A 23,612-nucleotide genomic window follows, 5' to 3' on the forward strand; every position below is an offset into this window, starting at 1 on the left:
GCTAGCGGCTGGAGGATATTATGGTAGAACATCGAAACTGCCGACCGAAAATAGCCAAGGCCGCAGCAGCTCAAGGCACAGCAACATCAAAAGCTGATTGCGGTGGCGGCCGCCACTACCAGCGGCGCGACCCGACGTTCGAAGTCGTCGAGTTGCCACTCACCTAGGGAACCGGCAACATGTATGGCGCCAAACGGTCGCCCATCCTTATCTTTAAGAGCTGCCGCGACCGCGAGCTCACCTACATAGACTTGCTCGAGTGAGGTCGCGTATCCCATTTCGCGCGCGCGCTTCACGTGGTCCAAAATCTTTGGGATTTCTGTCGTAGTCCGCGGCGTCAGCTTCTTTCGATCGGAACGGCTGAGGATGTCGCGGGTTTCCTCATCGGAAAGAAAGGCCATGACGGCGCGACCACCAGCCGTGCAGTACGTGGGAATGCGGCGCCCAATCAAGTGCGCATAAAAGGAATCCCGCTTGCTTTGAAGTCGCACTGCGTACAGCAAAGTCAGATCCTCGAAGAGGCTCATGTCGACCCTTTCCATCACGTTCCGGCGCAGTTCGGTGAGGATCGGTATTGCGCGGCCGACGAGCGGATTGGCCCGGAGGTAGTCGAAAGTACGGTCCAAAACGCGGCTGCCCGGGACGTAACCGCCGGCCTTGTGCTCGAGATAACCGAGATTACGCAAGGTGTGCGCGATGCGCTGAGCAGCACTCTTATCCAAACCGCTCGCAGCAGCCAGCTGTGCAAGCGACCGTGGTTCGGCCGTCTCCGAGTACGTCTCAAGTATCCTGAATGCGCGGCCAATGGCCTCCACGAAGAGGCGGTCTTTCTGAGAGGACTGCTTCGGTTCTTCGGCTTGATTCATCCGCGATTTCGTTCCTCCCGGGGGTGCGCGAGTTTTGCCCACCCTTCGCAGTTGACAAGACATCTTCGCCGAAAATACTCTAATGCGCAATTCAGTCGTATTGCAATACGATACGAATCGAAGTTTTTTGTGAGGCGCAATGTCGAAGAACCCGCTTTTCAACTCCAACAAGCTGAAGCTTGGAATTTTTGGCACGAACGGCAAGGGTGGCGCTCAGACCTTAGCGCCCGAGCAGTACAAACCGACGTGGAAGAACTCCATCGACACGGCGACGATGGCCGATCGTGCGGGCTTCGAGGCGATCGTCGCCTATGCGAGATGGAAGGGGTACATTCCGGGGCGTCCGAACCACGCGAGCGGAATTGTTCTCGATCCCTTCACTTGGGCCGCGGGCATCTCCCAAGCCACGAGTTACTCCGCGGTATTCGCTACATCACACGCCCCGACCATTCATCCGATCACATGTGCCAAGCAGTGCGCCACCATCGATATCATTTCGGGTGGGCGGTTCGGATTGAATGTAGTCGGGGGATGGAATCGCCCGGAGCTCGAAATGTTCGGCGCTCCTCTGAAGGAGCATGATGCCCGATACGATCATTTAGGAGAATGGCTCGAAGTCATTCAGCGGATGTGGAACGAAGAGGAGGAATTCGACTTCAATGGCGAATTCTACAAAGTTATCCGAGGCGCTTCGATGCCAAAGCCTCTGCAGCGTCCGCGGCCTCCGATCATGAACGCCGGCGGCTCCCCGCGAGGAATGCGCTTCGCTTGCGAACACGCCGATATGGCTTTCGTCATTTTACGCTCGAATGATCCCGACGTGTGTCGCAAGCAAATCGATGAGTATAAGAAGTTGGCCAAGGAGGAGTTCGGAAGGGAAATCCAGGTCTGGACTTATTGTCCGGTTGTCCAGCGCGACACGCGGAAGGAGGCCGAGGCCTATCTGCAGCACTATGCCGTCGATCTCGAGGACAAGGAAAGCGTCGACGCATGGTCCAGAGGTCTCGCCGCCGAAACGAAGATCGTCTCACCCGAACAGATGCGTGACTTCCGGATTCGTTTCGCGGCGGGCGCCGGCGGAAACATTCTGGTAGGCACCGCCGACGACATCGCCGATCAGCTTCAGGTTTTCAATCAAGCGGGCCTTGACGGTGTTCTGTGTACTTGGGTCGATTTTCACGACGGAATCGAGCGATTTGCCCGCGACATCTTTCCAATCCTTGAGAGCCGCGGGCTTCGCAAGCCCCATACCCCAGCCGCACGATCATAGGCGGATTCCGAAGTAGCAACTTTACGAAGTTCTGCTGTCGATAAATTGCTACGAGCTGCGACCAGATGGCGTTTGACTGCTCAATCAGTGATCTTGGCAGCTCATTCGGCGCCAGATATCGTCCCGCCTTCGCTTGGCCGTGAGCCAAGGCTAAACTTGTGAGGACAACATGATCGAGCTCACGGTCAATGGGACCAAACACCAGGTCGACGTCGTCCCCGAGATGCCTTTGCTTTGGGTGCTCCGCGACGAGCTCGGTATCACAAGTCCTAAATACGGCTGCGGCGTCGCGCAATGCGGCGCCTGCACCGTCCAGATCGACGGAATGGCGGTCCGATCCTGCCAGGCGCATATCGGCGAGATCGCGGGCAAGTCGGTCGTGACGCTCGAAGGGCTGGAGAAGCGGGACCAGCACCCTGTCCTGCAGGCGTGGATCGAGCATCAGGTCCCACAATGCGGCTACTGCCAGACCGGCCAAATCATGCAGGCCATCTCCCTCCTCAATCTAATAACCAAGCCGACCGACGAGGACATCAACGAAGTGATGTCAGGCAATCTCTGCCGCTGCGGAACTTATCCTCGCATTCGAGCGGCGATCCATGCGGCTGCGAAAAAAATGGCGGAGAAGTGAGATGCAGAAGATCTCCCGCCGGGCTTTCGTTTTCGGCTCCGCGGCCTTCTCTGGTGGCATCGCATTCGGCGCCTTTGGTGATGCCGCGCAAGCCGCGACCGCCAGCGACAATCCACTCTCCGCCGGGCTTGGCCCGAACTCCGTCACCTTCAATCCCTGGGTCGAGATCAGGCCGGACAAGATCACGCTGATTGCGCAACACACCGATATCGGACAAGGCGTCGGTTCGGTGCAGCCGATCATGATCGCCGAAGAGATGGACCTCGATCCCGGCCAGTTCGAAATACGCTTCGCGGGCCCCAGTCCTGCCTACTTCAACACCGGCTTCGCGGAAGAATTCGCGCCCTTCGTTGCCGCGGACCAAAGTCCGGCGGCGGAGGAGGCGCGCGCCGCCGCGCTTGAATATCTCAGAAAAACTGGCCTGCAGATGACCGGCGGCTCGAGCACTGTGCCGGACACCTACCAGAAGCTGCGCGTTGCCGGCGCAGTTGCACGCGAGACGCTGAAGGCCGCCGCAGCCAAGCGTGCGGGTGTTGCTGTCGCCGATCTCCGCACACAATCGGGCCATGTGATCCTGCCCGACGGCAAGAAGATCGCCTATCTCGAGCTCGCGGCCGACGCCGCAAAGATTCCGCCCGTGCTCGACGCAAAGCCGCGCGATCCGTCGCAATGGCGCATGCTGGGCAAGCCCATGGAGCGCCTCGATGTCCGCGCGAAGGTCATGGGTGATCTGAAGTTCGGGATCGATATGAAGATGGACGGCATGCTCTACGCCTCCGTCAAGCTGAACCCCAACAAGGGACAGCCGTTGAAATCATATGACGCGAGTAAGGCGCAGTCGATGCCGGGGGTCAAAAAGATCCTCGAGATAAAGAACGGCGTCGCGGTGGTCGCGACAAACAGCTGGTACGCTATCAAGGCCGTCGAGACTATCAACTGCGAGTGGGCACCCTCGACCTACCCCGCCGAGCAGGCCGACCATTGGAAGGTTCTCGAATCCTCGTTCAAGCCAGAATTCCTCGGCAAGGAGTGGAAGAAAGTTGGCGACGTCGAAACTGGGTTGAAGACCGGCACTAGCGTCGAGGCCGAGTATCGTGCGCCTTATTTGGCGCATCAGCCGCTAGAGCCCCTAAACGGGCTTGGCCTCGTCACCGAAAAGGGGATGGAAATCTGGGTCAGCCATCAGAGCCCGCAATTCGTGCAGTCCATCGCGGCGGCGGCCATCGGCCTCAAGCCCGAACAGGTCACCTTCCACAATCAGTGGGCCGGCGGAAGCTTTGGCCATCGTCTCGAGTACGAGAACGTCCGCGTTCTTGCGGAGATCGCCAATCAGATGAAAGGTACGCCGATCAAGCTGGTGTTCTCGCGCGAACAGGATTTCCTCCAGGACATTCCGCGGCAGATCGCTATCGCGCGGCATCGGGGCAGCGTCGAAAAGGGCAGGATCGTTGCGGCTGATCTACAACTGGCCTCCACGGCTCCGCTCAAGGGATTGCTCGAACGGTCGGGTGCCCCCTCGAAGGACCCGGACGGACAATTGGCTGCCGGTCTGCGGAACGTCTACTACGACATCCCAAACTTCCGGGCGACGAGCTACGAGGCGCAAGGGCTGTCGCCGAGCACCACGTGGCGGTCGGTCGGCGCGTCGACATCGGGCTTCTTCACCGAAAGCTTCATGGACGAACTGATTCACGCGGCGGGCCTCGACCCGATGAAAGCCCGCATCGCGATGTGCACCGTGCCGCACTATCGCAAGGTGCTGGAAACGGTCGCGGAGATGTCGGACTGGAAGGGACCGCTAGGCAACGGCCGGGGGCGCGGCGTCGCATTCGTGGAATCCTTCGGTACACCGGTTGCCGAAGTTGTCGAAGTGACGAAGACCGAACAAGGTATCAGGATCGAAAAAGTGTGGGTGGCTGCCGACGTGGGCAAGGTCATGGATCCCATCAATTTCGAGAACCAGGTCCAGGGCGCCGTCGTCTGGGGACTGGGCCATGCGATCAACTGCGAGCTGACTTACGCGAAGGGTGCGGTCCAGCAGACCAATTACAATCACCATGAGGCTATGCGCATCTATCAATGTCCTGCCATCGAGGTTCGCGGGCTCGAGAACGATCCGAAAGTAAGGGGCGTCGGAGAGCCGCCTGTCCCGCCGGCCGCACCAGCGCTCGCGAATGCGATCTTCGCGGCAACCGGACAGCGCATCCGCGAAATGCCCTTCTACAAGTTCATTGATTTCGTCTGAGGCGGGCCATGAAGAGATCCCTGATCGCGCTCGCCCTCGCCGCTTCCGCAATGGCGGCCCTCACCGGAATCGTCGCCGCCAAGGACGAAGCCAAGAACGATGTCCTGCCAGCAGGCAGCATCAGCCGCGCCGAAGGGCTGGAGGCCTGGAAGCGCATCGAAGCTGTGGTGACGCACCCGCGATGCGCCAATTGTCACGTCGATGCCAAGGCGATTCCGATCTGGACGCCGGCAGGCGAAACCAAGCCGCGCATTCACGGCATGAACATCCATGGCGGCGACAGCCGCATCGGCGCCGGGCAGCTCGCCTGCTCGACGTGTCACATGACCTCGACGCAGGCCAACGAGCCTGCACCGTCGCCGCCGCGCGCCGGTATCGACTGGCAACTCGCCCCGGTCGAGTTCATCTGGTTCGGCAAGAGCGGCGCCGAGATCTGCGCGCAACTCAAGGATCCCAAGCGCAATGGCGGACGCGATGCCGTTGGCCTGCTCGAGCATCTCCGGCACGATGCATCGTTGAACGGTTTCATCCCGCGCGGATGGGCGCCCGGCGCCGGCCGCACCACGCCACCGGGTACATTCGAGGATCACGTCAAAGACATGGCTAAGTGGGGCGCCGCCGGCCAACCATGTCCTAACTGAACGTGGTGATAAGCTAAACGACACAATCGCTGCTGGAAAATTTGTCGGAAGAGCGTGTCTCAGGCGCGGACTGAATCGCGCGACTAGTCAAGGCCGGATAGTTGCGAGCTGTTCGAACGAGAGTTCGCCGGCAGCGAGCCCGTCGCAGCCGATCGCCACTCAGCAATGCACAGCGATGAACTCGCCGACTTGCTTCAAGATCGAGATTCCGCGTCCGAAAAACTCGATGCGTCCTCTCAATGCATTTCTTAGAATCGATGACCGTCTTGTGCGAGACGACAATCGACTCGGCAATCGCGCGAAACTTCCGTGCCGCACGAAGTTCACGGTCGGAACGACGAAAAGTCGACTGATCAAAAATTACGCTTGACCATACACCGCCTGCTACATGACAATTGCAATATGATGGTATCGTATAGCGATACGGCAGCGTTAGCTTGATTGGGTGCGGGTTTGAGCGGAATTGAAAAAACGGGCGATACGTTCACCAGAAGGTTCGCCGGAAAGACCGCGATCGTGACCGGTGCGGCACGCGGCATCGGAGAAAGTATCGCACGGAGGTTTGTCGCCGAAGGTGCGAAAGTCCTACTAGTGGACGTCAATCCGGACGTGGACGCGACGGCGCGTCGCTTGGGACAAACTGCGCTGATCAAGAGCGTAACGGATGCTGACGCAGGAGCGAAGATCGTTGCTGCTGCTTTGGGAGTGCTCGGGCGAGTAGACATTCTCGTGAACAATGCCGGCATCGGCGGCTCGAAGCGGCTGCAAGATACCGACGACGAACTCATCGACAGATTTCTTCAGACCAATTTGGCATCCCTTCTCAGGATCACGAGGTCGGTGCTTCCCCACTTCACGCGCCCGGGCGGGCGTATCATCAACATATCTTCGATTTTCGGCCTGACCGGCTATCCCGGCACCACGGCCTACGCCGTCGCCAAGGCCGGCGTGGCTCAATTTACCAGGCAACTCGCCGGCGAACTCGGTCCCGAAGGCATCCTCGTGAATGCAATCGCACCGGGGGTCATTGCGACGCCGATGACCACTGGACGCCAGCAGAACGCTCTCTACCAGCGACTCATGATTGAAGGGACACCACTGGAAAGAGTGGGACAGCCCGAGGACATCGCAGGTCCGGTCGCGTTCCTGGCCTCTGAAGACGCGGCCTTCATCACGGGTACGGTCTTGCCGGTCGACGGAGGAATACTGGCGGCACGGCACGGGAAAATTTGAAGGAGGCGAGGATGCACGACATGAGTGTTCGTTGGCCGAATGGGGCGCAATGCGCCGTCATGCTGACCTTCGACTTTGACGCAGAGACTCTTTGGACGGGCCGCGACCCGGAGAATGCCAAGCGGCCCGGGGTGCTGAGCCAGGGCCGCTATGGCGCGAAAGTTGGCGTACCGAAGATCCTCGATACCCTGCACGATGAGGGCCTGAAGGCAACGTTCTTCGTGCCCGGCTGGGTAGCGGAAAATCATACGAGCCGCGTCGAGATGATCGCCAAGGAAGGGCACGAGATAGGGCATCACTCGTACTCGCATCGGTGGTTCGCTGACGATCCCAAGGCGGAGATCGAGGAGATGGAGCGAGGTCTCGACGCCCTCAAGCGCCGGGTCGGCGTCGTGCCAAAGGGATACCGATCGCCGGCGGGCGAAGTTTCGGAGGGGCTCTTCAGGCTGCTTCAGAAGCACGAGTTTCTGTACGACTCCTCGTTGATGGACGACATCAATCCCTATCGTCATCGCTTGCCCGACGGCTCCAACGGGCCGGTTGAGCTACCTTGGCATTGGAGTCTGGATGACGCGCCGTTCGCTCTCTTCTCCATCAAGTCTCCGAGGCCGATTTTCACCAACGAGCACATGCTTTCCGTGTTCAAGGAGGAATTTCGAGAGATCTACCGGTGGGGAGGGCTCTACGACATCATCTTCCATCCTCAGGTCAGCGGCAGGCCCAGCCGGATCGCCCTCATAAGAGAATTGATTGCTTTCATTCGCACGTTTCCCGGCGTCTGGTTCGCCACCGGCACCGAAATCGCCGAGCATTGGGTCAAGGAATACGAGAAGACGAACGGCGGCTGAAAGGTCGCTATCTGGACCGAGCGATTAAACAACATTGGCAATAGCAAGCACATCGAAAGGATATGGTCATGAGCGGTTTTTCTCGCAGAGCGTTCTTGGCGGCGGCCGGAGCTTCCGTTGTGGCACCGAACATCGTACGTGCTCAGTCGGCCGCGCCTATCAGGATTGGCGGAATGCTGCCGATGTCGGGGCCGGCCAGTATCGAAGGTCGCCAGATACTCCTCGGCCTGCAGTTCGCGGTCGAGGAGGTCAATGCCAAGGGGGGATTGTTCGGAAGCAAGATCGAACTCGTCGTCGAGGACGACGAAAGCAACTCGACGAAAGGCGTAACGGCGGTTCGCAAACTGATCGAGCGAGATAAAGTACCGTTTATCGTCGGCACATACGCTTCGGCCGTCGTCGTTGCCGCCGTCAAAGTTGCCGCCGAGTACAAGATTCCCATGCTCTCGGCCGGTTCGACCGCCGCGGCAGCAACGGATCAAAATACTCCAGGAGATCCATGGTTCTTCCGGTCGTGGCCCGACAGCAATAGGCAAGGCGAGGACACGGCAAAGGCCATCGTGGAGAAGTTCAAGAAGACGAAGGTCACCATCATTCACGACAATACCAACTACGGCGTGACGCTGGCCGACCAGGTCACCCGTGTAGTCACGGGAGTGGGCGGCTCGATCGTCTCGCGGGACAGTTACAACGCCGGCGAACAAGACTTCTCGTCCATGCTGACCAAGATTCGCACACTACGGCCCGAGGCAGTCTACATCGGGGGGTGGGCAGGTGACGGCGCGAATATCGTCCGCCAAGCGGCTGAGATCGGCCTCCGAGCGCAGTTCGTAGGATCCGGATCGATGCTGTCGGACGACTTCATAAGGCTTGCCGGCCCCGCGTCGGAGGGGTTCGCCGTCGCGACGGTCTTCGAGCCCTCGACGCCCAATCCGATCGGGCGAGCGTTCGCCGAACGCTTCCGTGCGCGATACAATCAGGATGCGAACACGTTCTCCTCGCTCGGCTTCGATTCGACGTCGATCGGCCTCGAAGCGATGCGCCGAGTTGGAAAACCAGATGGGCAGGAAATTCAGAAGATGATCAAGGGAGGAATGAAGGATTTTGCGCTCGTGCAGGGGCCGGCAGGGACGACCGCCGCTTTCAACGAGAAGGGGAGCGTCGATTTTCCCGACTTCATTGCCGTGATCAAGGACGGCAAACGGAGGCTAGAGGTCTAAGGGGGCCGAGCGCTGATACCATGGATCTGCTCCTTCAATATCTCGCTAACGGCATCGTGACGGGAAGCTCGTACGTTCTAGTCGCGGTCGGCCTTACGTTGATCTTCGGCATATTGGGCGTAGTGAACTTCGCTCATGGCGAGTTCTACATGATCGGAGGGTATGCCGGGATCTTCGCGGTCACTGTCATGCATCTGCCCGTGCTGCCTGCAATCTTCCTGGTTCTGGCCGTCGCCGCGTGCGTCGGCCTGTGTGCAGAAGTCATTCTTCACAGACCCATGAAGAACCGTGATGCCACCAGCTCCATCGTTTCATCGTTCGGACTGGCTGTCGCGCTGCAGAATGCCGCTCTGATCGTTATGGGTCCGCAGCCCCAGCGACTGAACCTCGATGCCTCGAAGATGCCCCTTCTTTCCGACCTGCCCACCGAAATCGGGCCGGTGTTTTTACCGCACCAGCGGATGCTGATTCCTTTGACGATGGTGGTGCTGATCGCCGCTCTTTACGTAGTGCTTCGATATACCTGGACCGGACGGAGCCTGCGAGCGATGGCGCAACACGCGACCGTCGCCAGGCTTTGCGGCGTCCACGTCGAGCGCGTAGCGCTGGTCACCTTTGCGACAGGGGCAGCGCTGGCTGGAATAGCCGGGATGCTCATGTCTTCGGTCTTCCTCGTATATCCAATCGTGGGCAACATGATTGCATTGAAGGCATTCACGGTCGTGATCCTCGGAGGAATGGGAAACGTCGCCGGCGCAGCGGGCGCCGGCATCCTTCTCGGTGTCATCGAGTCGCTGACCTCCGCATACATCTCCAATTCCATGCGAGATATAGTTGGCTTCGTCATCGTAATCGGCGTTCTGCTGCTACGGCCGAACGGTCTCTTCGGCAAGGCGGTCGAGAGATCATGAAGAAATATATCGTTGCGTTGGCGTTGGTCGCTCTACTTGCGACGGCGCCGTTAGGTCTCGGTGGATACGAAATCAGTGTGCTGCTGATGATCCTGTTCTATATCATTCTGGCGCTCGGACTTGACCTCGTCACCGGCTATTGTGGGCAGTTCTCATTCGCTACGGGCGCGTTCTACGGGATCGGGGCATATACGGCCGCGATCATGAACAGGGATCTCGGCACGTCGATTTGGCTGCACTTGCCCGCCGGGGCAATCGTGGCCGGATCTTTCGGGTTGATGCTTGGCATCCCCGCCCTCCGCTTGACTGGGCATTTCTTGGCGATCGTGACAATCGCCTTTCAGACGATCATGTACTTAGCGATCTCTCAGTGGACTTCGTTCACTGGAGGCCAGGTCGGTCTGTCTTTACGCGGAACAGACCCGTTAAGAATATTCGGCATCGAACTATTCGAGCTCGGATCTCTGAAGTCCTATTATTGGGTGACGCTCGCAGTGACTGCTTCCTGCGTGCTCATAGCTTGGCGGCTTGTAAATTCTCGCCTTGGGCGCGAATGGATTGCGATACGCGACGACGAAACGTTGGCCTGCGCCGTCGGCCTCAATACGACGTTCGGCAAGTTGACAGCCTTCGTGGCTTACGCGGCTTTGGCCGGGATTGCGGGGGTCCTTACGGCGCATTCTCTCCGCGGTGTGACGCCGGACGACTTCACGATCTGGATATCGGCGACAGTCGTGGCGATGATGGTGCTCGGAGGACGTGGCACTTTCGTTGGTCCGATTATCGGTGCGATCTTGCTCGCACTTTTACCGGAGTTCTTGGGAAGATATGCAGAATATAAAATGCTGATCTACGGCATCGTGCTCATTTTCGGCATGACGTTCGTGCCGGAGGGGGTGGTCGGCCGGTTTCGCCGGAGTACGGCGCGATGAGCGGAGCCATCCTAGAGATGCGGCGGATCGCAAAGCACTTCGGCGGCGTTACGGCGGTCAACGGTGCAACCCTGGCCGTCGGAACGGGGCAGATCGTCGGATTAATCGGACCCAATGGTTCCGGGAAGTCCACCATGGTCAATCTCGTAAGCGGAGAGTTTCTGCCGGACGAAGGCGAGATCTCCTTCAACAGTGAGGTCGTGACGCACCTTCCATCCTATCGGCGCGCTCGGCTTGGTATGGCACGGTCGTTCCAATTGCTTCGCTTATTCAGCTCACTCAGCGTGGAAGACAACCTCGTCCTCGCCAATCACATGCGGATGAAGGCGGGGTTCGTAGATTCTGTCCTTAGCCGAAAGAACGCCCGCTTAGAAGAAGCGACCGCAAGGACGCGAGCCCGAGAGCTGCTGTCATGGTTCGACCTTCAGGAATTCGCGTCGCAACCCGTGGCCGCGCTCTCCATCGGTCAACAACGCATGGTGGAGATAGCACGCGGTATGATGAGCCAACCTAGCCTATTCGTTTTGGATGAACCCGCCGCGGGCCTTTCGCCGCCGAATGTCGACAGGTTGATTGATCTCGTTCGGCGGTTGAGGGACGAATTCGGGATCTCGATTCTGCTGGTCGAACACGTGATGCGAGTGGTGAGGGATCTCTGTGATCATGTGGTGGTGTTGGACGCCGGTCAAAAGATAGCCGAGGGGCGCCCCGAGGACGTCGTGAACGATCCGGTCGTAATCGAGGCATATATCGGTTCTGGGTGGAAGCGCCGTGCTCAAGCTTGAGAACGTCATTGCCGGTTACGGCCGCACCCGAATTCTTCACGGCGTTAGTATGAATGTGCCGAAGGGAGGACTAGTTGCGCTTCTGGGCGGAAACGGCACCGGGAAATCGACAACCTTGAAATCGATCGTTGGCCTCATTGCCGTGCAGGAGGGAGATGTCATCCTGGACGGCAAAGTCATCAACGCGGTTCCAGCCGAGCAAAGGGTGTCTCATCGATTATCTATGGTGCCCCAGGGGAAGGAAGTATTCGGCGCAATGAGTGTCGAAGAAAATCTTCTGATGGGCGCGTTTCATAGACGTAAGGATCGGAGAGAAATCGCCGAAGATCTGGAGAGCGTGTATTGCCGATTCAAGCGACTAAAGGACCGTCGGGCCGTGAGTGCCGGGCTGCTATCTGGGGGTGAGCGGCAGATGCTCTCGATCGGACGCTCGCTGATGGCCCGACCCAGTGTGCTGTTGCTTGATGAGCCGTCTGCGGCCCTTGCTCCCCGCGTGGTCGAGGAAATCGCCGAAGCCATACTCGATCTGCGCTCTTTGGGGCTCACCTTGCTTCTCGTCGAGCAGAATGTCGGTATGGCGCTCGATATCGCCGATTATGTCTACGTCATCCGAGGCGGTCGCATAGCCTACGAGCGAGAAGTCGGTAGCGGAATAGCGATGAATGAGCTCCAGGAATTTTATCTTGGAGGCGAGAAGCATTGACGAAGCGGCCGGCGACACCGGTTAGACTCCGGTGAATGGAGGACGTATGGGTGTGAGACCACAGGGGAGATTTGAAGGACGGGTAACTGTGATCACGGGCGCCGCCGGTGCACTTGGGCGCGCCTGTGCGACATCGCTTGCCCGGGAAGGCGCAAAATTGGTGCTCTTCGATCGTGACGCGGAAGGATTGTCGGAGACGGCGAAAAGTTGCCCAGGGTCAGAGATTATGACCGGGGATGTGAGGTCCGCCGCGGACGTGAAGAGTGTCGCAGACGTGGCACGCGATCGATTCGGTCCCGTGGAAATGCTCGTCGCGGCTGCGGGTGTTGCAGGGCCGTCGAAAGCAGCCATAGACGTGGAAGAAGACGAATTCGACCTGCTCTTCGATGTCAATGTCAAAGGTAGCTGGTTAGCCGCGAAGTACATAATTCCGCATATGCGCGAACTAGGACACGGATCCGTTGTGCTGTTTTCCTCCGCGGCTGGCCTCCGCGGTTCGCCCGTGCTGCCTGTCTACTCGGCAAGTAAAGGAGCGGTCACGCTCCTGACGAAGAGCCTTGCCCTCAATCATGCGACCGAAAATATCCGCGTCAACTGCGTGTGCCCAGGGACAATTGAGTCGCCTATGGTTCGCATGTCAATTGAGGAGGCCGGGGACACGGTTGCCCAAGCCGCGCGTGAGAGCCTGCAAAAATCCATGCATCCCATGCGCAGGTTCGGTAAGCCCTCGGAAGTGGTCGGGGCCGTCCTTTACCTGCTGAGCGATGAGGCTGCATTTACAACCGGCATAGCCCTACCAATCGACGGCGGGCGTCTAGCCTAGTCGCCAGCTGATTGCGTGATCGGCCCGCCGAACAAGCGGAAATGCAACGCTCATAGTTTCTTCCGGATGATTTCTATCCAGCTCTGCGAGCTTGGAAGAGTGCGCTTTGTTCACTCAAGTCCTCTGCTTCACGATGTCAAATTTGGCAGAGCCTGCAGCATCTAAATACCACGATCCGGCAGCAGCAGAATAGGGCTGTTCAAAGCCGATCATATTAAGTCTCTGATATTGAACGATATTAGATCGCCTGCGAACCATTTCACCAATTTTGTCAGACGAGTTGACAAGCATGTTGTCAATCATCTCAGATTGGTGAATTATAAATCGGCCCCGGGGTGTGGGCGGCTTCGAACGGACGCGAAGGGATGATGACGGGTACGGAATTTCCAGGAGCCGAAGGCGGTAGCGTGCGGAAGCCGAAGTGCTGGGACGGCAGCATGCGCTTTGGCATTTTCTGGCCGGGGACCAGAACCAAGCTTCCCTCTGCGCGTATCGCGGAGCTCAACCCTGATCCGCTCAATCTCGAAAATCACTTATCCCTAGCTCGAGCGTGCGAGGACGTTTCGCTCGATCTAGTACTCCTCGGCGACGGCTATGCTCCGAGCTCCGAAGAGGGCACACGAATAGGCTTTCAGGACCCCGGGCTGCATGCGCTCGTATTGGCGGCTCCGATCATTCTGGCCACGCGCCATTTGGGCGTGATCTCGACTCTCCATACGACCTTCTTCCATCCCGCCCATATCGCGAGGTTCGCGGCAAACATGGATTGGATGAGCGGCGGTCGCTGGGGATGGAATATCGTGAACGGCTATCGAGACTACGAGGCCAGCCTTTTCGGATTTGAGACGCTGCCCGATAGCGCTGCTCTGTATGACGCGGCGGCGGAAGCAATAGCCGTCATGGAATCTCTCTGGGATGCATCAAGCCGCACGGCGTATGCTGGCCGCCATTACAGAAGCAACGGCAAGATGAAGGGACCTTATCCTCCGGAGCGACCGGTCTTCGTCTGCGCTGCCGCTTCCGACCGCGGCCGAAAGTTTACGGCGACCTACTGCGACTATTTGTTTGCTTCACCGACCGAGCTTTCGGCTCTACCGGACATCAAGCGAGATGTCGTTCGCCACGCCTGTGAAGCCGGCCGCCAGGCGCCGGAAATCCTCGTCGTAGTCGATCTCCACATTCGCGACCAGCAAGGCGAAGCCAAGCTGATGTTCGATGATCTGATGGCCAGCATGGAGACCAATGAAGCTGGTCGCAAGTGGTCCGGACAGATCGGGCGTCTACGCAACGAGCAAAAGAATCCCTTCAAGTTCCCGGCCTTCGTCGGAACGCCGGAGGAGGTAGCAGAACAGATCATCGCCGCGCACAAGCAGTGGGGACTGAACGGGGTCTTGTTCCGGCCCCTGATCTGTTCTGCCGGAGAAGTGCGTCGTCTGGCGCCCGTTATGCAGATTCTCGAGCGCGCTGGCGTTCGCAAGAACCCGAAGGCTAGGAACTATTCTTGGTAACAAATCGCGGCTTGTTGGCGCGCAACTGAATTAAAGGGAAGTAGGGGCACCATGACCGATCAGGCAAGCGTTTCTCAACTGCATCTCGCCAGCGCGACGATCGATCGAACACAGGATCGTCCGGTCTTCAGGAAGTTCATTGCCGCCGCAACTGTAGGCAACATCTTCGAATGGTACGACTGGGGTGTCTTTGCCTTTGTGGTCACCTACATCGCGCGAAACTTCTTTCCTTCGCAGGATCCCACAGCCGCGTTGCTATCCACCTTTGCAACTTTCGGCGCCGGCTTCGTCGCTCGGCCTGTCGGCGCGCTGTTAATCGGTTGGGTGGGCGACAAGTACGGCCGGAAATCGGCTCTCATGGTGACCATCTATGTCATGGCAATCGGGACGGTCGGGACGGCTTTCATTCCGACATTCAGCACTATCGGCATCTGGGCGCCAGTGCTGCTTGTGTGTGCTCGCTTGCTTCAGGGAATTTCTACGGGAGGCGAGCTCGGTGGTTCTCTGGCGTTCATCGTAGAATGGGCGCCGCGCGGTCAACGAGGCTTCTACGGAAGCTTTCAGCAGGCATCCACCCTTGTCGGGCTGCTGATCGGTTCCGGCGTCGCGGCTATACTGAACAGCGTTTTGACGCCCGATCAGATGCTCGATTGGGGATGGCGCATTCCGTTTGCGATAGGTGGGGTGCTCTTGCCGATCGGCATCTGGATGCGACGAGACCTGGAAGATACGCCGATCTTCCGGGAGTCGAAACACTTGAAGTCCGAACCGACACCCGTCAAGTCGGCATCGATCATGGTTCTACGAGCTGTAGGCTTCGGGATCTGCTGGACGACTTGCCAGTACCTTATCCTGAGCTACATGGCGACGTTCACCGCCAAGCAGGGCGGTCTGACCGAAACACAGTCTCTTTGGTCGCACACGACGGGCATCATTTTCGCGATCGTCTTCACGCCGATCTGGGGGATGCTTTCTGATCGGATTGGGCGGAGACCGTTGCTGATCGCGGTGAATCTCTTCTTTGCGGTCATGGGGTATGCGATCTTCTGGTTCATCGCTTCCGCGCCTGGGCTAGTCTGGATCGTCCTTGCGCAATGCGCGCTCGGTATCATCGCATCGATTCATACCGGTGTTGGACCAGCCGCTATCACCGAGATATTCCCGACGAAGTCTCGATCGTTCCTGAATTCCCTGGCCTTTGCACTCGTCGTATCGATATTCGGCGGTTTCTCGCCTTACATCGCGACTTGGCTGATTCACACGACCGGTTCGCCGATCTCGCCCTCCTATCTGCTCATCGTGAACGGATTGATAGCCACGGTAACGGTCGCGCTTTCGAAAGAGACGGCCCATGAGGAACTGTCGTGACGGACGGTCTCAATAAAGCGAATGCCCGTATCTGCGTATGGGGTGCGGGAGCGATCGGCGGCATAATCGGTGCCCATCTTGCGCGCGCCGGTCAGGACACGCTCCTGGTCGACGCTGCTAACGATCATGTGGAGCAGATCGCGCGTAAGGGGCTAACCATTGAGGGCCCGAATGGCGAGTTCTCGGTTGATGTTCCAGCAATCACACCGGACCAGCTCAACGAGAAATTAGATTTAGTCCTGTTGGCGGTGAAATCGCAGCACACCGCCGGTGCTTGCTCACTGATACGCCAATATCTGGCGCCGAACGGTTACATCGTCTCTTGTCAAAATGGACTTAACGAACCAGTCATTGCAGATGCGGTCGGCCAAGAAAGGACAGTGGGAGCTTTCGTTAACTTCGCCGGGGATTATCTTGAGCCAGGCCGCATCCGATATGGATTGCGAGGCACAGTCGCTATTGGAGAGCTTCACGGTGCAATCACGCCTCGACTTGAGGAGTTGCAACGCTGCCTGAGGCTGTTCGAGCCTGACGCTTTGATTAGCACTAACATCATGGGTTATCTCTGGGGCAAGGCGGCCTATGGCGCCATTCTCACGGCCTCTGCGTTGACCCACGCCACAATTGCCGATTTCGTTGCGAGCCCAAAGCGTCGCGCTCTACTGAAGGAGCTGGCACAAGAAGTCTTGGACGTCGCTCTGGCGGAAGGGGTTTCCCCGCTCGGATTTGATATGTTCGAGCCTACTGCGTTCATCGCGCGCGATGATCTTGCCATGGACGCTAGTCTCGATGCCTTAGCTTTCTTCAATCGAGGTACGGGAAAGAGCCACAGCGGAATTTGGCGCGATCTTGCGGTTAGAAAACGCAAGACCGAGGTCGCGGCCCAATTCCGACCGATCGAACAGATCGCCCATCGTCATGGTCTGCAGCTACCCATCTTCGGGGCCCTCGTCGGCTTCATTGAGGATATCGAGGATGCGCGCCGCGACCAAGGGGAAGGCGTCGCCGATGAACTCTGCCTTCGCCTGGAAGGTCTCGCTCGACTTAACGCGGTCGCCAACTGACGCTGCTCTCCAAGCTTGAAGAACCGATAAGAGGCTTTTGAATGATATCCTCCCGTGAAGCTGCGATCACCGAGGCAAAAGCCAGCTACGACGCGGGCCATTTTCTTCGCCGTCTCGAAAGGCTTGTTGCAGTTCCTACGGAGAGCCACCCTCCCGAGCACCGGGAAGACCTGGTCCGTTACTGCAACGAGGTACTCGGCCCACTGGTCAAGGAGCTTGGGTTTTCGGTTTCGACCCTAGAGAATCCCGAGTGGCAGCACGGTCCCGTGATGCTCGCTACGCGGCTCGAGGATGCATCGCTGCCAACAATCTTGATTTACGGACATGGAGACGTCGTGCGCGCCATGCCGGAGAAATGGCGGGCCGACCTCGATCCTTGGACCGTGAAGGTTGAAGGCGACAAGATCTACGGTCGCGGCGTCGTCGACAACAAGGGCCAACATCTGCTGGCGATCGAGGCATTGCGGGCGGTGCTGTCGGTTCGTGGACGATTGGGCTTCAACGCGAAGATTTTCGTTGAAACCGGCGAAGAAGCTGGTTCGCCGGGCTTACGCGCCATACTCCAGAAGAATCGTCATGCTTGCGCAGCGGACGTCTTTATCGCGCTGGATGGTCTCCGCCAGTCGATCTCCATTCCCGAGGTAACCCTTGGGACGCGGGGGGGCGTTGCCATGGACTTGGTGGTGAACCTGCGAAAGGGCGGTTTTCATTCAGGCCATTGGGGTGGACTCCTCACCGACCCGGCCGTGGTTCTGTCGCACGCGATTGCAAGTATCATCTCCCGAGACGGTCGTATCCTAGTAGATGGTTGGACGCCCGCGGCGATTCCCGAGGACGTACGCGGCGCCTGCGCCAGGATCGTCGTGGATGAGCTGCCTAATGGTCCTTCACCGGACCCAGAATGGGGCGAACCCGGCCTCACTCGCGCGGAACGTATTTTCATGTGGACCAGCGCCGTCGTACTTGCCAGCGTTTCGGGCCAACCAGATGCTCCAGTCAATGCTGTCTCGGGCTCCGCGCGCGCCCGCATCCAGGTGCGGCATACAGTCGATGTGCCGTCCGACGGGTTGCTGAGCTCGCTAAGAAAACACCTCGACAAAGAGGGATTCACTAACGTGCAGGTTTTGCCCGTGCAGGAACGGGATGCCTTCCCCGCGTCGAGGACTCCGTCGGACGATCCTTGGGTCCGGCTTGTCGTGAAATCGATATCGGACACTTCGGGCTGTCCTCCCAACGTGGTCCCCAATATTGGCGCATCCGGTCCTTCGGAGCTTTTTCGCCAGGAACTCGGTACGCCGGTGCTGTGGCTCCCGTTCTCGTATGGGGGCTGCAATCAACATGGTCCGGACGAGCACGGTTTGGCGTCGCTGTTTCGTGACGGCCTTGGACTGATGGCGGGCGTCTGGTGGGACATCGGAGAAGCGGATCGCGCCACGCTGCGTCGAAAATGAACTGCGACCTGCTGGTTAGCAGGCACAAGCAGAGCGGAGTCTAAATTGTCCAGGAGCAGTGGCGATGAACACTCATCAATTCGCAAGATTGCCGCGAGGTTGGGCAAATTCCTGCGCAACGTTTCCAAAGATTCCTTTGCGATATTTGCCGACGGAGGAGGTGCGTTTACCTTCCACGAGAGTCCAAGATCCCAGGACCCAAGTCAGGATCAACCGGATGTCGAGGTGAAGTAGAGAGGAACGAGCAGATCGGCTCAGGTGTGCTGCTTCCAAGGCGCAGTTGGCATCTTTCTTGCGACTCGATCGGAAAGCCTATCAAGCTGGAGGTTGTGATGGAATTTCGTCAACTTCGCTCGTTCTGTAAAATCGTCGAGCACGGGAGCTTCACCCGCGCGGCAGAAGCTCTGAGAATTACGCAGCCTGCCCTTGGCCTTCAAATCAGAAATCTGGAGGAAGAACTGCGGGTGCCCCTGCTTGTGCGTCATTCGCGAGGGGTCGAGTTAACCCCCGAAGGGAAGGTCCTTCTCGAGCGCGCGCAGGTCATACTCAGCAATGTCGATCAAGCCGTGCGGGCCGTCGGCGACTGTAGAACGCTCGAGAAGGGAGAAGTCCGGCTTGGGCTCGCACCTAGCATGGCGGCGATGATGGCAATTTCCCTGGCTCGCAAGGCCAGCGAGAAGCTTAGGCATATCCGTTTTGAGTTCCTGGAAGCGCCCACACCGATATTGGCTGATTGGGTTTCGGCAAAGCGAGTGGATATTGCTATCGCTTGCGAAGGGCCGCTCGATCCGAACATCATTAGGGAAGAATTACTCCACGAATGGCTATATCTGGTTCAAAAGCCCGTTCCAGGTGAACCACTGATCGGTCCGCCTATTCCGTTCCGGGAGCTTTCAACGATTCCGCTCGCCATCGCGGATCCCATGCTGACCAAACTACTCTACCGCAAGCTCGTCGCAGCCGCCGAAACGGCAGGTATTTCGCTGGATATCCAGAACGTGCTCCCGTCGACGGATCTCGTTAAGACCCTCGTTGAAGAGGGGCACGTCGCAACGGTGATGCCATATGCAAATGTCAGGCGCGAATGCCAGCAAGGGACGCTGCGAGTCCGAAAGATTACGGGCCCGACTTTAACGCGAAACGCATATCTGCTTTCACATCGAGAGGGCTCTTCGAACAGGGCCGTGAGAGAGCTGATTCGACATGTCGTTGCGGAAGAAATCCGAGACATGCCGGAATGCGCCGCTTTGCCGGAGGTGGCGTTGTAGCTGCCTTCGCAGAGTTCGACGAGCGATCTGCTAAAGCTCCGCCTAGACGGCGGCGGCCGTCTCTTTCGGCAAAGCGTAGCCCGACTCAACAATTGCCTTGGCCATGACGCCTATTCTGTCGAGGTGTTCGGTAACAATCCGCTCGGCGCCTTCCTCATCGCCGGCGATGATCGCATCACTCAAAATGCGGAGTGACGCGATGCCTTGAGCGCGGCCCTCACTCTGCAACGAGATGAAGCGGATAAGCTTGATCCGGTTGTGTAGCATGCCGAGAGCTTGAGCAAGGTATGGGTTGCCGCTGCCGGCCGCGAGCGCGCTGTAGTATGTTGTGCCGGCTTCTAGCAGTTCGAAAGCCGAGCCGGTCGCCTCGATCTCATCGAGGCGTTTCACTGAACTTTTCAGTGCGAGGATATCATCCGGTCGGCGTCGTCGTGCGAACTCGCGAGCAGCGAAGCTTTCGAGCACCCGTCTGAGCGCATACAGGTGTCCCACTTCATCAACGGTCAGGGCGGTGACGACCGGCCCCCGATGTGGGGCGGTCGTGATGAGACCCTCTGCCTCTAGAAGCCTAAAAGCTTCGCGCAACGATGGCCGGCTTACCCCTGTCAATTCGCACAGCTCTCGCTCCCGCAACTGACTTCCGGGGGGGAAGCGTCCGGTGACAATCGCTTGACGGAGACGATCTGCAACCAAGCTGCGCAGGCTGATCGTCTGACCAGCCACAGACAGATCGTCGGCTTTCATCCCGTTCATCGTCGCGTGCTCCTTCGCCACACAGCGCTTAACTTGCTCGCGATCAGCACGCAACAAAATTACCTTACAAGTTTTTTGTATGACAAGCTGGTCATAAACTCAGATGATGATATAACATGGGATAGATAGCCGATGCAGTCAATATGGGAGTTTTCATGCTCAAAGTCGTTCCCCAGAGCAGGAGCCGCAAGCCGAAGGCTTTCGACGGAACCATGCGGTTCGGCATCTTCTGGCCAGGGACGCGTACCCTGTTACCGTCGGAAAGAATTGCCTCTCTCAATCCTGATCCCCTCGACCTGGCAATCCAATTGGATTTTGCCCGTGCCTGCGAACACGTTGGGCTGGACTTGGTGTTACTTGGGGATGGTTATGCGCCAAGTTCGGAAGAGGGGACCCGCTTTGGATTTCAGGATCCAGGCCTCCACGCCCTTACTTTGGCGGCTCCTCTGATCATGGCGACAGAACATCTCGGTGTCATATCGACCCTCCATTCGACGTTCTTCCACCCTGCGCACATAGCTCGTTTCGGTGCCAACATGGATTGGCTCAGTGGTGGCCGGTGGGGTTGGAATATCGTCAACGGTTATCGAGACTACGAAGCGAGCCTCTTTGGTTTCGAGACACTGCCCGATAGTGCGACTCTCTACGATGCATGCGAAGAAGCGGTGCAGATCATCCAATCGCTGTGGGATCCGTCGAAGCGCACCGAATTTTCGGGAGTGCATTACAGGTGTCACGGCAAGATGAAGGGCCCGTATCCTGCGGAGCGTCCGGTATTCGTTTGTGCCGCCGCATCGGAGCGTGGGCGACGCTTCACGGCGAAACACTGCGAGTACATGTTTGCCTCGCCGACCCATTTGTCGGACCTGCCTCCGATCAAGGAAGATTTGACCCGCCATGCAAGCGAGGCTGAACGCGTTCAGCCCCCTGAAGTTCTTGTCGTTGCGGACCTCCTAATCCGGAATGAACCTGGCGAAGCTAAAGGAATGTTCGAGAGCTTGATGGCCAGCATCGAGACCAACGAGGCTGGACAAAAATGGTCAGGTCAAATCGGCCGTCTCCGAAACGAAAAGAAGACGCCCTTCAAGTTTCCCTATTTCGTCGGAACGGCAAGCGAAGTTGCCGAGCAGCTGATCGAGGCGAAGTCAAATCACACACTGACCGGCGTGCTCTTTCGCCTGCCCGTTTGGTCTCCCCAGGAGGTCCTAAGACTGGGCCCGGTCTTCGAGATCCTAGAGCACGAGGGAGTTCGGGTGCATCCGCAGACGAGGGATTATTCCTGGTAACGGCAGTCCCATTCACTCATTTCCCAATACACAGGGCCTGACGGAAGATGACATCAGCAAGCGACCGTGCAGATAGCTCGGTAATCCTACAATTCTGTACGTCTGTCCAATCCACGTCGATGATGCGGCATCTTGAAGAGTTTTCTCGCCGCGTGAAACTCTCCGGAAGTCCGGAGGAGCTGGAGAGCTTCGGGTATCTCCGCGGCCAGCTCGAGAGCTATGGGCTCAGTACAAACCTAGTGCAGCATGATGCCTATATCAGTCTGCCCGGGCGGGCACGGATCTCGATCGGAGACTGGGCGCCCGAGTGCATCACCCACTCGTTCTCCCGTGCCTCCGGGCCGCAGGGCGTACGCGGCGACCTGGTCTATGCCGGATCTGGAGGGCCCGATGACTTCGCGAGAACGGACGCGCGAGGGAAGATCGTTCTACTCGAAGGAATCGCAAATCCAGCCGCAAGCCTGCGCGCATCCCAGGCGGGTGCCATAGGGCAGATCCATATTTCTCCAGCAAAGCATCTCTATGAGATGTGTATTTCGCCGATCTGGGGGAGTCCAAATCCGGAGCAGCTTGACCTGCTCCCCAAGACCGTCGTGATGAGCGTACGAAATAGCGACGGCGAGGCCCTGAAGGGTCGATTGTCGAATGGGGAAGCCATCTCGGCGGTTCTGACCGCTGAAGTTGATACCGGCTGGCGGAAGACGCCTATGCTGGAGGCTAATCTACAGGCCGGCCGTCCATTGGACGACAGTTTCGTCCTGTTCTCTGGTCATCACGACACCTGGTACTACGGCGTGATGGACAACGGGAGTGCTAACGCGGCCATGCTCGAGGCCGCCCGCATCTTCGCGTTGAATCGCAAGTCTCTCCGCCGTCATCTAAGGCTTTGTTTCTGGTCAGGTCATTCGCACGGACGCTATTCGGGTTCATCCTGGTACGCGGATGTCAAGTTCAAGGAGCTCTCGGCTCGTTGCGTCGCGCACGTGAATATCGACTCCATCGGAGCGCGAGGCAACACGGTGCTCTCTGACGCGCTTTCGTCGAACGAACTCCAGGCGCTCGCGGCCGAAGCCGTCCGCGCCCAGGGCGGCCAGGAGATTGACGGTCACCGAATGAGCCGCGCCGGAGATCAATCCTTCTGGGGCATTGGCATTCCTTCTATCTTCATGGCCATGGGCGAACAACCGGCCGGGAAGGGCGAGAGCGTCATGGGGCCTGCCATTGGTGGCGGTGGTGCCCGCAAGGGGGCCGGCTTGGGCTGGTGGTGGCATACTCCCGATGATACCCTCGACAAGATCGATCCCGAACTCCTCGTAAGAGACACCTCAATCTACGTACACGCCATCGGACGGCTCCTCACCGACGAGGTTCTACCGCTCGATGTTGAAAGGCAAGTGAACGCTTTGCGGCGGGAATTGACGTCGCTGGGGGAAGCGCTTGAGGGTCGCATAGACATCAAGTCCGTCGTCCAAAGCGCCGGAATTTTGGGCGACGCGGTAAAGCGCTTCCAAGAAAGGGTGAAGCTTGCCTCTGGCGATGATGCCACGAGCATCAATCGGGCTCTTATTGGCGTTACCAGGGCCTTGGTGCCGATCGACTACACTCGTGGAAGCCGCTTCGATCCTGATCCAGCCCTACGGCAGAACCCATACCCGGTGCTCGATCCGCTCCGTTCTGTCGCAACCGCTACTGCAGGATCAGATCAATTCTTCTTCGCGAGCGTCGCCGCGCGGAGGGCCCTGAATCGTGTCGCGCTTGCCATCGATGAAGCGCTTGCGGCGTTGGACGCCACCTACAAAGAGTGAA

21 protein-coding genes are annotated in these 23,612 nt (G+C 58.4%); 19 read left to right on the top strand and 2 right to left on the bottom strand.

Annotated elements, in window-relative coordinates; all coding sequences use genetic code 11:
- Window positions 1-86: 86 nt before the first annotated feature.
- The gene (locus D6B98_RS21670) at window positions 87-866 is read right to left on the bottom strand and encodes an IclR family transcriptional regulator (RefSeq protein ID WP_126258943.1); all 780 of its coding nucleotides are present in this window, start codon (window positions 864-866) and stop codon (window positions 87-89) included.
- A gap of 139 nt (window positions 867-1,005) precedes the next feature.
- Here D6B98_RS21670 and D6B98_RS21675 point away from each other — a divergent pair, with 139 nt between their 5' ends.
- The 17 genes from D6B98_RS21675 to D6B98_RS21755 all read left to right on the top strand — a co-directional run bounded on the left by D6B98_RS21675 (window position 1,006) and on the right by D6B98_RS21755 (window position 19,767).
- Window positions 1,006-2,136: an LLM class flavin-dependent oxidoreductase gene (locus tag D6B98_RS21675; RefSeq protein ID WP_126258944.1), complete on the top strand. Its 1,131-nt coding sequence runs from the start codon at window positions 1,006-1,008 to the stop codon at window positions 2,134-2,136.
- Window positions 2,137-2,305: 169 nt separating this feature from the next.
- Window positions 2,306-2,767: a (2Fe-2S)-binding protein gene (locus D6B98_RS21680; RefSeq protein WP_164718766.1), complete on the top strand. Its 462-nt coding sequence runs from the start codon at window positions 2,306-2,308 to the stop codon at window positions 2,765-2,767.
- Window position 2,768: 1 nt separating this feature from the next.
- Window positions 2,769-5,012, top strand: a complete 2,244-nt coding sequence (locus tag D6B98_RS21685; protein ID WP_126258945.1) for a xanthine dehydrogenase family protein molybdopterin-binding subunit — start codon at window positions 2,769-2,771, stop codon at window positions 5,010-5,012.
- A gap of 8 nt (window positions 5,013-5,020) precedes the next feature.
- Complete coding sequence (locus D6B98_RS21690; protein WP_126258946.1) at window positions 5,021-5,653, top strand: hypothetical protein; 633 nt, start codon at window positions 5,021-5,023, stop codon at window positions 5,651-5,653.
- Between the two features lie 453 nt (window positions 5,654-6,106).
- On the top strand, window positions 6,107-6,886 hold the full coding sequence (locus D6B98_RS21695) for an SDR family NAD(P)-dependent oxidoreductase (RefSeq protein ID WP_205680505.1): 780 nt from the start codon (window positions 6,107-6,109) through the stop codon (window positions 6,884-6,886).
- 11 nt (window positions 6,887-6,897) lie between these two features.
- Entirely contained in the window at window positions 6,898-7,734 is an 837-nt protein-coding gene (locus tag D6B98_RS21700) for a polysaccharide deacetylase family protein (RefSeq protein ID WP_126258947.1), read from the top strand.
- A gap of 68 nt (window positions 7,735-7,802) precedes the next feature.
- The gene (locus tag D6B98_RS21705) at window positions 7,803-8,954 is read left to right on the top strand and encodes an ABC transporter substrate-binding protein (RefSeq protein ID WP_164718767.1); all 1,152 of its coding nucleotides are present in this window, start codon (window positions 7,803-7,805) and stop codon (window positions 8,952-8,954) included.
- 20 nt (window positions 8,955-8,974) lie between these two features.
- Window positions 8,975-9,865: a branched-chain amino acid ABC transporter permease gene (locus D6B98_RS21710; protein ID WP_126258949.1), complete on the top strand. Its 891-nt coding sequence runs from the start codon at window positions 8,975-8,977 to the stop codon at window positions 9,863-9,865.
- Entirely contained in the window at window positions 9,862-10,797 is a 936-nt protein-coding gene (locus D6B98_RS21715) for a branched-chain amino acid ABC transporter permease (protein ID WP_126258950.1), read from the top strand. The genes D6B98_RS21710 and D6B98_RS21715 overlap by 4 nt, the downstream gene beginning before the upstream one ends.
- Window positions 10,794-11,582 (top strand): ABC transporter ATP-binding protein, encoded by a 789-nt coding sequence (locus D6B98_RS21720; RefSeq protein ID WP_126258951.1) that lies wholly within the window; start codon window positions 10,794-10,796, stop codon window positions 11,580-11,582. The genes D6B98_RS21715 and D6B98_RS21720 overlap by 4 nt, the downstream gene beginning before the upstream one ends.
- Window positions 11,569-12,285: an ABC transporter ATP-binding protein gene (locus tag D6B98_RS21725; protein ID WP_126258952.1), complete on the top strand. Its 717-nt coding sequence runs from the start codon at window positions 11,569-11,571 to the stop codon at window positions 12,283-12,285. The genes D6B98_RS21720 and D6B98_RS21725 overlap by 14 nt, the downstream gene beginning before the upstream one ends.
- A 46-nt stretch (window positions 12,286-12,331) precedes the next feature.
- Window positions 12,332-13,108 carry an SDR family NAD(P)-dependent oxidoreductase gene (locus D6B98_RS21730; protein ID WP_126258953.1) on the top strand — a complete coding sequence of 259 codons (777 nt, stop codon included), beginning with the start codon at window positions 12,332-12,334 and terminating at the stop codon, window positions 13,106-13,108.
- A gap of 365 nt (window positions 13,109-13,473) precedes the next feature.
- Window positions 13,474-14,616: an LLM class flavin-dependent oxidoreductase gene (locus tag D6B98_RS21735; RefSeq protein ID WP_126258954.1), complete on the top strand. Its 1,143-nt coding sequence runs from the start codon at window positions 13,474-13,476 to the stop codon at window positions 14,614-14,616.
- A 51-nt stretch (window positions 14,617-14,667) separates the two neighbouring features.
- Window positions 14,668-15,984 carry an MFS transporter gene (locus tag D6B98_RS21740; protein WP_126258955.1) on the top strand — a complete coding sequence of 439 codons (1,317 nt, stop codon included), beginning with the start codon at window positions 14,668-14,670 and terminating at the stop codon, window positions 15,982-15,984.
- On the top strand, window positions 15,981-17,048 hold the full coding sequence (locus D6B98_RS21745; protein ID WP_126258956.1) for a ketopantoate reductase family protein: 1,068 nt from the start codon (window positions 15,981-15,983) through the stop codon (window positions 17,046-17,048). Before D6B98_RS21740 ends, D6B98_RS21745 begins: the two co-directional genes overlap by 4 nt.
- 41 nt (window positions 17,049-17,089) lie before the next feature.
- Entirely contained in the window at window positions 17,090-18,499 is a 1,410-nt protein-coding gene (locus D6B98_RS21750) for a M20/M25/M40 family metallo-hydrolase (RefSeq protein WP_126258957.1), read from the top strand.
- Between the two features lie 332 nt (window positions 18,500-18,831).
- Complete coding sequence (locus D6B98_RS21755; protein ID WP_126258958.1) at window positions 18,832-19,767, top strand: LysR family transcriptional regulator; 936 nt, start codon at window positions 18,832-18,834, stop codon at window positions 19,765-19,767.
- Window positions 19,768-19,809: 42 nt separating this feature from the next.
- Here the strand turns inward: D6B98_RS21755 and D6B98_RS21760 are convergent, their stop codons facing one another.
- Entirely contained in the window at window positions 19,810-20,520 is a 711-nt protein-coding gene (locus tag D6B98_RS21760; RefSeq protein WP_126258959.1) for a GntR family transcriptional regulator, read from the bottom strand.
- Between the two features lie 155 nt (window positions 20,521-20,675).
- On the opposite strand from D6B98_RS21760, the gene D6B98_RS21765 reads away from it, so the two are divergent.
- Together D6B98_RS21765 and D6B98_RS21770 are read left to right on the top strand one after the other, a co-directional pair.
- Window positions 20,676-21,806, top strand: a complete 1,131-nt coding sequence (locus D6B98_RS21765) for an LLM class flavin-dependent oxidoreductase (RefSeq protein WP_164718768.1) — start codon at window positions 20,676-20,678, stop codon at window positions 21,804-21,806.
- 119 nt (window positions 21,807-21,925) lie between these two features.
- Window positions 21,926-23,611, top strand: coding sequence for a M28 family peptidase (locus D6B98_RS21770; RefSeq protein ID WP_126258961.1), 1,686 nt, complete (start codon window positions 21,926-21,928; stop codon window positions 23,609-23,611).
- The last annotated feature ends 1 nt before the right edge of the window (window position 23,612 follow it).

The organism is Bradyrhizobium sp. LVM 105 (genome assembly GCF_003957705.1).
Lineage (GTDB): Bacteria > Pseudomonadota > Alphaproteobacteria > Rhizobiales > Xanthobacteraceae > Bradyrhizobium > Bradyrhizobium frederickii.

Excerpts from the sequence above, each read along its gene's own strand:
- D6B98_RS21670 (WP_126258943.1), bottom strand. The coding sequence starts at position 866 with ATGAATCAAGCCGAAGAACCGAAGCAGTCCTCTCAGAAAGACCGCCTC.
- D6B98_RS21675 (WP_126258944.1), top strand. The coding sequence starts at position 1,006 with ATGTCGAAGAACCCGCTTTTCAACTCCAACAAGCTGAAGCTTGGAATT.
- D6B98_RS21680 (WP_164718766.1), top strand. The coding sequence starts at position 2,306 with ATGATCGAGCTCACGGTCAATGGGACCAAACACCAGGTCGACGTCGTC.
- D6B98_RS21685 (WP_126258945.1), top strand. The coding sequence starts at position 2,769 with ATGCAGAAGATCTCCCGCCGGGCTTTCGTTTTCGGCTCCGCGGCCTTC.
- D6B98_RS21690 (WP_126258946.1), top strand. The coding sequence starts at position 5,021 with ATGAAGAGATCCCTGATCGCGCTCGCCCTCGCCGCTTCCGCAATGGCG.
- D6B98_RS21700 (WP_126258947.1), top strand. The coding sequence starts at position 6,898 with ATGCACGACATGAGTGTTCGTTGGCCGAATGGGGCGCAATGCGCCGTC.
- D6B98_RS21705 (WP_164718767.1), top strand. The coding sequence starts at position 7,803 with ATGAGCGGTTTTTCTCGCAGAGCGTTCTTGGCGGCGGCCGGAGCTTCC.
- D6B98_RS21710 (WP_126258949.1), top strand. The coding sequence starts at position 8,975 with ATGGATCTGCTCCTTCAATATCTCGCTAACGGCATCGTGACGGGAAGC.
- D6B98_RS21715 (WP_126258950.1), top strand. The coding sequence starts at position 9,862 with ATGAAGAAATATATCGTTGCGTTGGCGTTGGTCGCTCTACTTGCGACG.
- D6B98_RS21720 (WP_126258951.1), top strand. The coding sequence starts at position 10,794 with ATGAGCGGAGCCATCCTAGAGATGCGGCGGATCGCAAAGCACTTCGGC.
- D6B98_RS21730 (WP_126258953.1), top strand. The coding sequence starts at position 12,332 with ATGGGTGTGAGACCACAGGGGAGATTTGAAGGACGGGTAACTGTGATC.
- D6B98_RS21735 (WP_126258954.1), top strand. The coding sequence starts at position 13,474 with ATGATGACGGGTACGGAATTTCCAGGAGCCGAAGGCGGTAGCGTGCGG.
- D6B98_RS21740 (WP_126258955.1), top strand. The coding sequence starts at position 14,668 with ATGACCGATCAGGCAAGCGTTTCTCAACTGCATCTCGCCAGCGCGACG.
- D6B98_RS21750 (WP_126258957.1), top strand. The coding sequence starts at position 17,090 with ATGATATCCTCCCGTGAAGCTGCGATCACCGAGGCAAAAGCCAGCTAC.
- D6B98_RS21755 (WP_126258958.1), top strand. The coding sequence starts at position 18,832 with ATGGAATTTCGTCAACTTCGCTCGTTCTGTAAAATCGTCGAGCACGGG.
- D6B98_RS21760 (WP_126258959.1), bottom strand. The coding sequence starts at position 20,520 with ATGAACGGGATGAAAGCCGACGATCTGTCTGTGGCTGGTCAGACGATC.
- D6B98_RS21765 (WP_164718768.1), top strand. The coding sequence starts at position 20,676 with ATGCTCAAAGTCGTTCCCCAGAGCAGGAGCCGCAAGCCGAAGGCTTTC.
- D6B98_RS21770 (WP_126258961.1), top strand. The coding sequence starts at position 21,926 with ATGATGCGGCATCTTGAAGAGTTTTCTCGCCGCGTGAAACTCTCCGGA.